Origin of the sequence: Paenibacillus sp. NPDC057886, from assembly GCF_042796655.1 — a bacterium.
GTDB lineage: Bacteria > Bacillota > Bacilli > Paenibacillales > Paenibacillaceae > Paenibacillus.
The window spans coordinates 1-11,384 of sequence record NZ_JBHVMZ010000011.1; the positions used below are offsets into that span (position 1 = coordinate 1).

Annotated in this window: 11 protein-coding genes; 1 reads left to right on the forward strand and 10 read right to left on the reverse strand. The window is 46.6% G+C overall.

Translation table 11 applies throughout. The features are described 5' to 3' along the window. Positions 1–397: 397 nt before the first annotated feature. Entirely contained in the window at positions 398–1,279 is an 882-nt protein-coding gene (locus tag ACFVQB_RS29090; RefSeq protein ID WP_379447654.1) for a nucleotidyltransferase-like protein, read from the reverse strand. A gap of 122 nt (positions 1,280–1,401) precedes the next feature. On the opposite strand from ACFVQB_RS29090, the gene ACFVQB_RS29095 reads away from it, so the two are divergent. Continuing rightward, positions 1,402–1,806: a YgzB family protein gene (locus tag ACFVQB_RS29095; protein WP_379447656.1), complete on the forward strand. Its 405-nt coding sequence runs from the start codon at positions 1,402–1,404 to the stop codon at positions 1,804–1,806. Between the two features lie 122 nt (positions 1,807–1,928). Here the strand turns inward: ACFVQB_RS29095 and ACFVQB_RS29100 are convergent, their stop codons facing one another. From ACFVQB_RS29100 to gatC, 9 genes are all read right to left on the reverse strand, one after another. Beyond that, positions 1,929–3,659: a glycosyl hydrolase family 18 protein gene (locus tag ACFVQB_RS29100; RefSeq protein WP_379447660.1), complete on the reverse strand. Its 1,731-nt coding sequence runs from the start codon at positions 3,657–3,659 to the stop codon at positions 1,929–1,931. 136 nt (positions 3,660–3,795) lie between these two features. After that, the gene (perR, locus tag ACFVQB_RS29105) at positions 3,796–4,218 is read right to left on the reverse strand and encodes a peroxide-responsive transcriptional repressor PerR (protein WP_024631328.1); all 423 of its coding nucleotides are present in this window, start codon (positions 4,216–4,218) and stop codon (positions 3,796–3,798) included. Positions 4,219–4,393: 175 nt separating this feature from the next. After that, complete coding sequence (locus ACFVQB_RS29110) at positions 4,394–5,794, reverse strand: DUF4097 family beta strand repeat-containing protein (RefSeq protein ID WP_379447663.1); 1,401 nt, start codon at positions 5,792–5,794, stop codon at positions 4,394–4,396. 26 nt (positions 5,795–5,820) lie between these two features. Next, positions 5,821–6,414, reverse strand: coding sequence for a hypothetical protein (locus ACFVQB_RS29115; RefSeq protein ID WP_379447685.1), 594 nt, complete (start codon positions 6,412–6,414; stop codon positions 5,821–5,823). 146 nt (positions 6,415–6,560) lie between these two features. After that, on the reverse strand, positions 6,561–7,271 hold the full coding sequence (locus ACFVQB_RS29120) for an MgtC/SapB family protein (protein WP_379447687.1): 711 nt from the start codon (positions 7,269–7,271) through the stop codon (positions 6,561–6,563). A gap of 33 nt (positions 7,272–7,304) precedes the next feature. Next, entirely contained in the window at positions 7,305–7,769 is a 465-nt protein-coding gene (locus ACFVQB_RS29125; protein ID WP_379447689.1) for a GNAT family N-acetyltransferase, read from the reverse strand. 119 nt (positions 7,770–7,888) lie between these two features. After that, a complete protein-coding gene (gene gatB / locus ACFVQB_RS29130; RefSeq protein WP_379447693.1) occupies positions 7,889–9,328 on the reverse strand; it encodes an Asp-tRNA(Asn)/Glu-tRNA(Gln) amidotransferase subunit GatB in 1,440 nt (479 codons plus the stop codon). A 26-nt stretch (positions 9,329–9,354) separates the two neighbouring features. After that, a complete protein-coding gene (gatA, locus tag ACFVQB_RS29135; protein ID WP_064640573.1) occupies positions 9,355–10,812 on the reverse strand; it encodes an Asp-tRNA(Asn)/Glu-tRNA(Gln) amidotransferase subunit GatA in 1,458 nt (485 codons plus the stop codon). Between the two features lie 27 nt (positions 10,813–10,839). Beyond that, on the reverse strand, positions 10,840–11,127 hold the full coding sequence (gene gatC / locus ACFVQB_RS29140) for an Asp-tRNA(Asn)/Glu-tRNA(Gln) amidotransferase subunit GatC (RefSeq protein ID WP_110001637.1): 288 nt from the start codon (positions 11,125–11,127) through the stop codon (positions 10,840–10,842). Positions 11,128–11,384 lie beyond the last annotated feature (257 nt).

Here is an 11,384-nt window from a genome sequence, read left to right on the forward strand (position 1 = left end):
AATCATACAGCCTGAAGGCTTGTACCGATTTTCCAGCGTCGATCTTGCAAGCAAGATCGTTACTCACTCGTTGTTCAGTTTTCAAAGATCAAACTCGATTTGTGTTACTCTTTTTCGTCTCAACCATTTTTTCGGCGGCGACTTAAATAATGTATCACATTTCGTTTGTTTTCGTCAAGAACTTTTTTTAATTTCTTTTTTTGAAGCTTTTAGTTCTTCACTATTTCCTATGCAGAATTTATCATTTGTTGACGATAAGCTCGTTTGAGGAACGAAATATAATGTATCATATTTCCTAAATAAGAGTCAACCTCTTTTTATAAATTATTAAACAAACAAAAAAGGAAGGTTTCCCCTCCCACTTTATAAGTCATATAACGGCAGGTCTCACGAGTAACTACGCCTCAATCCAGTAGCGGATTTCCCGTCCATCTCCTCCTATAAAGGATGGCCATCCTGCCGATTCTTTTACTATAGAACGAAACACCAGCTTACGAAGGATGAGCGGCAAATCCTCCCGTACAAATCTCAACTGTGGATGATGGACAAGTTCATCCATACTCCACGGTTCCCTTCGACTTCCCAGCACACGCAGAAGCAGTCCAGAGCAATCGCTCATTTTAGACATCACTGAGAATTCACAAGCAAGCAGTACAAGCTCAACTCTCTGTTCCAGCGTCTCCGAGCTTACGGTAAGCTCCTGATAGAGCTTCCACAAGGCGCGATCCAAACTCTGCACATGTGTCCAGACGGCATGATCCGGGTAGATTCCCTGTTCAATAAGTACAATTCTAGCCCAGTTCCCCAGAGCCTCAAGCACATTGTAATAGGCATCAACAACATGACCCTCTTGAATGTAACGTTTGGCTTCCACATACATTCTCAGAAAACTAGCAAATTCATGTAGCAGCTTTTGCTCACGCAATTCGGTTCCAAAAGCAGATAGTTCCTCTCGCAAAGCGCTCAAGGCGTTATCCGCTTCCCAAATGATCTCACCTTCAATCAGGCACTGCATGATGTTATTGTTATCCCCCGTAATTACACTGCTCTGCAGCTCATGACGGCTGAGATAGATCATTTGATAACGAAGATCACCATATTTGTAGTGTCCAACTTTGGATATCAACTGGCCGGTATTATGAACAACAAGTACGAGCAACTCAAAATCCTGGATTAGGGAGCCGTGGAATCGCTCTCCTGGGTGGGAATAAGCGATAGCCCCAACTGCCCCTGTCTCTTCCGACTGTTCAGACAAAAAAGCAAGGTTCTTTAGTTCCACGATTCCCTCCATACAATTCATGGCAGATAAGCGCCAAGTCAGTTATAATGTAATTCTACATGCAGACTGAAGTTTCCTTCTTATCCAGGTCCGATACTACTCATACGATAGGAGCATTTTTCATGATTTTTAAATCAGCAAAAATTAATGCTTTTCGCACTTGGGGACTGCTACTTACCATGCTAGGCATGGGCCTAATGGTACTGGGAACTGCCGGAATTGTCTTCTGGGGACACGCGGGCAAAGTATTTGCCGCTGTGGGACTCGTCATCGGCCTGATTGCCATGATGGCTAGTCTGGCCATTTATTTCTGGGCTGGCATGCTTTCCACAAGCGCAGTACAAGTAGACTGTCCGGAATGTGGCAAGTTAACCAAAATGCTCGGCAAGACGGATCGTTGTATGTTCTGTCACACCATCCTTACCCTGGACCCTAATCAGGCCAATACAACCAGTTCACAACTGAAAGCGCATTCCACAGCTCCATCCCCTTCCGACACAGATCATGGCATGAGTTCCAACAGCTAGATGTTCTTTTCATCAAAGCCCAGAGACAGAAAAAAGGCCCGGTATCTTCACCGGACCTTTTTTGAATTTCACAAAGACTTTTAAATTAATGTATATATAAGTTCAATAGATTAATTTCATATTTATTTCGAATATCCTGCCTGTTTAAGCGTCTCCCATGCCGATGCATCGGCAAAGCTTCGATTCCATGCAGCCACTCCACCCAATTTCAACGAAGCAACCAAATCAACGCGTGCCTGAAGCGAAACGGCATCTTCTATCCAGATTTTCTTGGTGGCCCCATCCTCGGCATATTCCACATAATTCTGTCCGCTTTGTTTATCCAGAACAGGTTTGAGTTTCTTTTCCTTGATTAGATCTGCGACGGTACTCATGCCTACCGCTTTGGAAGACACTTTCACTTCTCCTTGATCATTGGTCTCTTCCGTCCAGATTCGAGTATATAGCGGCACAGCCATAATCAATTTGTTCGATGGTACTTCATCCTCATCCAGGATCCGTCTCATAGAAGACTCTGTCCACGGAAGCGAGGCAACTGAACCGGCCTTTGGACTCGCAGCCCAGTGCTCGTCATACGCCATAACGACAATATAATCGGCAAAAGAGCCTAACGAGCGACGATCCAGAAAAGCGGACCACATCTCACTGTTCGATTTCGGTGTCACATCAACCGAGAGCATCAAGCCATGAATACGAGCCATCGCCTTGATTTCGCGGACAAATTGAGTGATATTCGGTCCATCGTCTGTATAGACGTTCTCAAAATCAATGTTAATGCCGTCCAAATGATAGGTCTGTGCATACTCCAGCATCTGCTCAATAATATGCGTACGTGTCTCATATGAGGCCACGGCTTCTTTCGTAATATCCGGATCAAAGCTGTTATCCATCAAGCCCCACACTTCCATGCCGGAACGGTGAGCCCAGTTAACGTATGCTTTATCCCCTTTGCTTTTTACGTTGCCTTGTCCATCTGTAATATGGAACCATGTGGGACTGACCACATTGACTCCAGGCATCTTGCCAATTGAAGTCACATCAGGCTGTCGATTGTATACGGCTTCCCAAACCAGGTTAACCGGTTTATTCTGCCACTTTTTCTCCGCCTCGGTGAGTGTGAATTTGGGCTTGTCCAGTTCCTTTTTCTCCGTAAGGGTGACATATTTATTAGCCACATAACCGGCATAACCATTATCCAACTGAACAAAGCTCTGGTCATCACCTGTTTGCCATACTCTTACGCGAGCGTCCTGCTCCATATCAGCAATGATGGGAGAAGATTCTCCTCCGCGTTTGTATAGAGGAACCGTTTTGTCCGCCTTGGAAGACAATGTATCAATCTCTGCATACTGAATGGTGTCACCTCCACGCATCAGCAGCACGGCACCCGTTGTAGGATCTTCCTGTATAGCTATCCCATATACTTCTTTCAGTGGTTTGAGCGGAATATAAGCTTCTCCCCCAACCACCTCCGGTTTAACCGTCATGGGATAATCTCGATGATTAAGTTCCGCCTTTGTACTGCCTTCCTTCATATGAAGCACTCGCTGCGGTGTTGCAATAATGATATCTCCTGTGTCAGCTTCATAACGTATTCCGGAATCAATCGCCTCTTGCAGCACCGATACGGGCAACTTAAGTTGATCTCCCTCTCCTGAAGCTTCACCATCCATCAGTTGTCCGTCCACAAAAATAGGTTGATTCATGCCAATCCAGTCGGGGTCTTCGTGAATCTGATTAAGCCAAACATTCGTTATTAGCCAATAAGCACCGCCTGCGACAACACAGGCAGCCAAAAATCCAGGCCAGAACGAGCGGCGCTTCTGACGTGTATATCTGCTTTTTCTACTCAAACGTCTACCTCCGTTAATCATGCTGAATCATGAAATAGCTAATTTGCTGAGACTATATACATTCTATCGTCCTAAAAACAAAAAACGTGAAGAATCCAAACTGAATTCTGCACGTTAATATTGTAATTCAACTCTCTTAATCCCTGCAACTTTTACAAACACCATATACTTCCAATCGGTGACCATGTACTTCAAACCCTGTACTTGACTCCGCCTGGAGCTCCACGCTTTTTAGCGAAGGATAACTAAAATCTTCAATTTTGCCGCATTTATCACAGATAACATGGTAATGATCCGTCACATTGGCATCGAAGCGACTTGAGTTATCTCCGTATGTCAACTCCCGGACCATGCCCGCTTCCAGAAACATCTTCAAATTGTTATATACAGTCGCCACGCTCATACTGGGAAACTGGGGTTCAAGCGCACGGTAAATTTCATCGGCTGTCGGATGCCCCATGGATTCCATCAAGTAGTTCAATATGGCATGACGCTGGGGTGTAATACGGACACCGGTCGTTTTCAGATGCTCCAACGCATGTTGGACACGTGTTGCCATAAAACCCACCGCCTTACCTTTCATTACTCTGCAGAGACAGAATGTAGTATCACATGTTCTCTTTATTCAGAGTTGATCCTCGGCTGGAACAACGACATTACATTTTCCCTGCCGTGTAACCTTGCCAGTTTATATTTATTGTACGGCGATTGCAAGTTTATTGTCAACGCGCCAGTCAGGGAACTTCGGACGTTTGGTCTTGGGAATTCTGTCCGTCTTCGGTCATTTGTTCCAAGTTATCAACCGTATCTTCCGTATCCAGTGAATTCGTTCCAACAGGGGGCACTGCAGGATTACGATCAATAGTGAGGTCGCTGTTTCCCTCAACTTTAACCGTATACTCGCCTTCACCAAGCTGGCCCTCAATCGTTTTATTCTTCACTTTAAACGGCAGATCCGTTTGCAAATCTCCATAACTGCTGGAGCCACTGAGACTATAATCCCCCCGCTCCGGAAGCAGAATGTTAATAGCACCTACAGCACTATAAACATCCCAGTCACCGCCTACTTTGGCGGATACAATGCTTATACTGCCATTGAGGGATTGAGCTTTGACTGCCAAACTTGCACCGTCTACATTGATATTTCCGTTTCGGGTGTCCGCTGTGATTTCTCCGACGGAGTCCGTGATGCTAATACTTCCGACTTGTGTAGTCAGATTCACATTTCCAGAAACCCCACGGGCCTTCATGTCCCCTCGATTACTGTTCAAGTCCACATTTCCGATCGCATTTGCCACAACGACATCACCATTCAGCGTTTTACCAGAAATATCACCTACGGCATTCGTAATTCGTATACGTCCATTTCCTGTCTCGGCCAAAATGGTACTGATGGCTTCCGGACGATTCAACAATATGGCTCCATTGGACGTCCGAATATCGAGATTGAAACGACGATCATCCGGAATCGTTATGGTGATATTCATCCGCGGCTGTGTTTTCTCGTTCTCTCCATACGTTTTGCCTGTAGTCTTGATATGAATCACTTTTGTACCATCTGCCTCAACAAAGGAAGCGTCCGCCACTGCTTTGGCCTGTACTTCAGTTGTCTGATCCACCCAAACTACCGTGCGCACTTCAATCTCTTCCGTGTCTCCCCGCTGTACCGAGATATCCCCGTTCACGCCCTCAACAACAAGGTCCGACGTATCCATACCTACAGGGACCCGAATCGTGCCCTTATCTTCCATGTATCCTGCTGCCTGACTATAGTCCATGGATGCCGCTCCCAGATTAAGACTGACCCTGTTCCACAAATGCATATAGTGATCCTGCTCTGAAACGATAAATACAGAAGCCGTCAGGACAAGGGACGTCAGGATGCCCTTCGCATCGGGTCTGAAGCGCATTTTGATTTTCTCACCTTGGTTGTCTGAAGCTACATTCCCTCTTCGACGTGTCACTAAGAACAACAGTATGTATTCCACACCTAACACAACGAGCAAGAGGGGCCACCAATCGACCATCTCATATACATAGTCCGTTCCCCACCGTTTATCCAAAATCAACAGCACACCGACAGCTACGATTAAGGCGGCAGCCGTATAGCGGCCGACCCGGACTTTACGGTTCATGGCTATCCCTCCTTAAATAGTTCACGCTAGATTTTCTTCTTGCGCAGCATGACCCAGATCTCCCGTCCGAAAAGGATTAGTCCTCCTGCGATCATGAGAACAGCAAAAGTGTATCCACCATACACAGCGATTAGCTCTTTAAACCAACGCGGTTTGCGAAAAAACAATACCAGCAGCGATCCTCCTACAATCAGAAGCAGTCCAAACGAAATGCCTCTCTCCCACACCATCATGGCTTCCCCAGCCAAACGTTCATTAGGGATAGGCTTGTCCGAGCTATTGTGGGTAACCTCTCTTCTCCTCCGCATCATCACCCAGTCCGCAGATTGCAATACGTCGAATACATTGTAAAAGTAAATCACTGGTATAAACAACGCCAGCAGGATAAGCAATGGTACATTGATCTGTATTCCAATAGAGGAGAAATACAAGAGTGCTGACAGGTCCAGAAGCACAAGCATCATGAAAGTCAGACCTCTCATGTATAACCGGAGATAAATATGGCCCAGACCCGGAATAACCGCACTTAGCAATCCGGCAATAAACTTGTGAGTCCGATTTCGGACAGGTTTTCCTCGCGTTCCGCTGGAATTATTGTTCGACTGACGTTTCCGTTTCATAAACGACTCCTTTCTTCCGGGCTGACGTTCCCGCTCTTCATGCATTTGGTTAGATAGTACCCTAAAGAGCCGGGAGAGTAACTGGAAGAAATATGGTTATGAGCAAAAACCCTCCGGCACTAAAGGCCTTAGAGGGTTTAATTCATTTATTCGACCGACACTTTCGTTACATGTTCCCACTGTCTTAGCTTGGATACGAGCTGCACTGCACTGAACTCATGGGGCATGTAAACATGCAACACAATTTCAATTTTACGTTCAACCGATATCATTTCTGCATAAGCCAAATCCTGCTCATTAACTGTTATTTTACGGATTTTGATCTTCTCCTGCTCCATAAATGAAGATACCTGTTCCAGAAAACCGGGCTCAGATAAGGTATGAAGTGTTACGACATGCAGTTTGTTTCCCCGTATATACCTAAGCTCCAACTTATTGAATACCCAGAGATTAAGTAATACCAAGACTGTTGACACGATGGAGGCAAAAAAGAAGCCTGCGCCTGTAGCCAGTCCGATGGCTGCCACAACCCAAATGGAAGCTGCCGTTGTCAGTCCGGTAATCGACTTGCCGGTAAATAGAATCGTGCCCGCTCCGAGAAACCCAACGCCGGTAATAACGGCTGTAGCCAGACGGGCCGGATCAATCCTTACGTTTAATTCATGTGCAAAATCTTTAAATCCATAAACAGACAACATCATGATCAGTGCAGATCCAAGACATACCAAAATATGGGTGCGTAAACCAGCAGCGTGATTGGAACGCTCCCGCTCCAGGCCTACAAGCCCTCCAAGCAGCATAGCCAGTAATAATCGCAATAAAATGTGCCACTCATCTATTAACCAGGGATTGCCCAAAGCCGGTATTCCTCCTCCAAATTGTTCACATCATTAATCTTTATTCTTATGAAATGTCGTTAATTCCACTCCTGGTGCAATCTGTACAGCTTCCACGGGCTTAAAACCGAATTTGGTATACAATTTCACGGCTGGCTGGTTCAATGTTCCAGTGGAAACGATATAACGCGGAAGTTCCGGATACTGCTCAAACACATGTGTCATCAAAGCAGCTGCAATTCCTTTACGAAAATGATCAGGGTGCACCATCATTCGTGTGATCGTCAACGTATTGATCTCTTCCTCATCTACTGCAACCGCACCAAGCAATTCGCCATCCGTATCTAGATAGCCATAAAAGGTCTCTCCACAGCTCTGCAGCGTCTCCATCGTATCCATTAAAGGTGGAATTTCCTGAAAACCGATTATTTCGGCTTCAAGCCGATACGCTACATGCTGCAATCGCCAGAGCTGCCCTACTGTCTCCGTATCACTCAATGACAAAGATTCAATCTTCATACCTTCCTCATCTCCTTCGTACGTCATTGAATCCAAGACAATAAAATCAAACTTGTGCCCCTAACAAAAAGAGGCTGTCACAGGGACGAGCCTCTTTCTGTCCGGCCTCACCGGATGGATTAGCGGTTCAGTACATCTGTAAGCAGTTGATTGGCTAGTCCCGGATTGGCTTTGCCTTTGCTTTCTTTCATGACTTGACCAACGAGGAAGCCAATAGCCTTCTGCTTACCAGCCTTGTAATCTTCCACGGATTGCGGGTTGTTCGCAACAACCTGCTCCACAATGGCGAGAATGGCACCTGAGTCACTAATCTGGACCAGACCTTTCTCTTCAACGATTTGCTGAGGAAGCTTGCCGCTCTCCAGCATTTCCTTAAATACCGTTTTGGCGATTTTACTGTTAATTGTACCTTTTTCAAGCAGTCCAATCATCTCACCCAGACCTTGGCCAGTCAGTGGCACCTGAGTCAATTCAAGGTTGCTGGTATTCAAGTAACCGAGCAAATCCCCCATGATCCAGTTGGATACGGCTTTGGCATCCTTGGTGTATTTCAGGCTGTCTTCAAATAGATCAGCGACCGCTTTGGATGAGGTAATAACCTCCGCATCATAATTAGGCAGTCCATAATCAGCGGTATAACGGGCTTTACGCTCGTCTGGAAGCTCCGGTATGGAAGCTCTGATCCGTTCTTTCCAAGCTGTATCGATATGTAGCTTCACCAAGTCCGGGTCTGGGAAATAACGATAGTCATGCGCTTGCTCTTTACCACGCATCGACAGTGTTTTCCCTTGAGCCTCATCCCAGCGACGAGTTTCCTGAACCACTTCCCCGCCGTCGTCCAAAATTTCCGCTTGGCGATACTGCTCATATTCCAGACCACGCTGAACGCCGCGGAAGGAGTTCATGTTTTTCAGTTCGGCTCTCGTTCCCAGCTTCTCCTGTCCATGCGGACGCAAACTAATGTTGGCATCACAACGCAGTGAGCCTTCTTCCATCTTCACGTCGGATACATCACAGTACTGCATGATGGCACGCAATTTTTCCAGGTATGCCCGAGCTTCTTCCGGAGAAGAAATCTCAGGTTCAGACACAATTTCCACCAGCGGGGTACCTACACGGTTGAAATCGACCAAGGAAGCATAGCCGCCATCCACGTGGGTAAGCTTCCCTGCATCTTCTTCCAGATGAAGACGCGTAATGCCGATTCGCTTCGTTTCACCGTTTACTTCAATATCGATCCAGCCATTCTCACCGATCGGTTGATCGAATTGTGAGATCTGGTAAGCCTTCGGAGAATCGGGGTAGAAGTAGTTTTTGCGGTCAAACTTGCTGACATCAGCAATGGTGCAGTTAAGGGCCATGGCTGCTTTCATCGCGTAATCTACAGCTTGGCGATTCAATACAGGCAATACGCCTGGATGTCCGAGACAGACCGGACAAGTATGTGTATTTGGCGGAGCCCCAAAGGCAGTGGAGCAGCCGCAAAAGATTTTGGAGTTTGTATGCAACTCGACATGGACTTCAAGTCCAACGACCGTTTCATATTTAGATGCGGACATTTCTATATTCCTCCGTTCCGGGCAGTCTACAGCTGCGGACGCTGCTTGTGGAATTCCGTATTTTGTTCAAACGCATGCGCTACGCGCAGTACGGTCGTTTCATCAAAAGCTTTACCAATAATCTGCATGCCGACAGGTAGGCCATCCGAGAATCCGCAAGGGATGCTGACTGCAGGTACACCAGCCAAGCTGACCGGGATGGTCAGAATATCGTTGAGATACATCGTAAGTGGATCATCGACTTGGGAACCAAGTTTGAATGCCGTTGTTGGCGCTGTTGGCCCAATGATGACATCATATTTGGCAAATACGTCGTCGAAATCCTGTTTGATCAACGTACGTACTTTTTGAGCTTTCAAATAATACGCATCGTAATAACCCGAGCTGAGCGCATAGGTTCCAAGCATGATGCGTCGTTTCACTTCGGGACCAAACCCTTGACTGCGGGACTGGTGATACAGATCCAGCAAGTTTTCCGGATTGTCTGCACGAACACCATAACGCACACCGTCGAAACGAGCCAGGTTCGAAGAAGCCTCCGAGGAAGCGAGCAGATAATACGTAGCTACCGCATATTCGGTATGCGGAAGGGATACTTCTTCCCATGTTGCGCCGAGTCCTTCGAGGACTTTCAGGGCAGATAGGACGGTTTCTTTAACTTGAGGATCAACGCCTTCACCAATGTATTCCTTCGGAACAGCAATGCGAAGTCCTTTGACATCCCCTGTCAGTCCGCTTAAGTAATCCGGGATATCCACTTTCGCGGATGTCGAATCTTTGGCGTCATAACCAGCAATGGCTTGCAGCACATAGGCAGAATCTTCGACATTTTTCGTCAAAGGTCCAATTTGATCCAGGGAAGATGCGAATGCAACCAGACCAAAACGGGATACGAGTCCGTAGGTAGGTTTCAAACCGACAACGCCGCAATAGGAAGCAGGCTGTCTGATGGAGCCCCCTGTATCTGATCCCAATGTGAAATAAGCTTCTCCTGCCGCAACAGCCGCAGCAGATCCACCACTTGAGCCGCCTGGAACACGATCGAGTGCCCATGGGTTACGAACAGGGTAAAAGCTTGAATTTTCATTGGAGCCACCCATGGCGAATTCATCCATGTTTAGCTTCCCGATCGTGACGGTATCCGCCGCTTTCAGCTTCTCGACAACCGTTGCATCATACACCGGGTCGAAATTGCGCAGAAACTGGCTGCCACATGTTGTACGCAGTCCGTTCGTAACGATGTTGTCCTTAATGCCGACTGGCAGACCGAAAAGCAAACCTTTCTCCTCACCGCTGACGAGACGATCATCCAGTTGACGTGCACGAGCACGTGCTTGTTCTTCATCCAGTGCCAGATAAGCCTTAACCTTCTCATCCCGTTCACCAATGTTCTGATATGCCTGATTCACCAGATCGCTGACCGACAGCTCCTTGGCGTGCAGCTTGTTATGTATCTCCGGCAACGATTGTTCAAATAAACTCACGTAATTCGTCCCCCTTCCGGTTATCCGTTATTCCATTACAGCAGGCACTTTGAATTGCCCTTCTTCTTCTTCTGGTGCATTGCGCATGACCTGTTCAATCGACAGACTTTCCTTCGTCTCATCTTCACGCATCACATTGCTGACGTGCAGAACGTGAGTGGTTGGCTCAATGTTCTCTGTATCCAGTTCATTCAGCTTCTCAGCATATTTTAAAATTGCGTTCAGCTGTCCTGTCAGGGTCTGCTCTTCTTCGGCAGTCAAATTAAGCCGGGCCAGCTTCGCCACATGCTGAACGTCATTATTCGAAATACTCATTTCCGGATGCCTCCTTCATTCGTTCTAATTCCTGAAACCGCCGAAAACGAATCGTCCGTTTAACGGGCTAAAGTCCCAAGATAACTTTTTTCATTATAGGTGAGATAGTTCGACAATTCAATGCATACGACTGTACTAGCTTCTATTACGCAGAAAACCATCGCTATTATGAATTCACTGTATAAATTGCTGCTCCTAGTCTAAATTGGCAAAAAGGCAGTGCGAATTCGCCCTGCCTTTTGCTGTATACCATACTA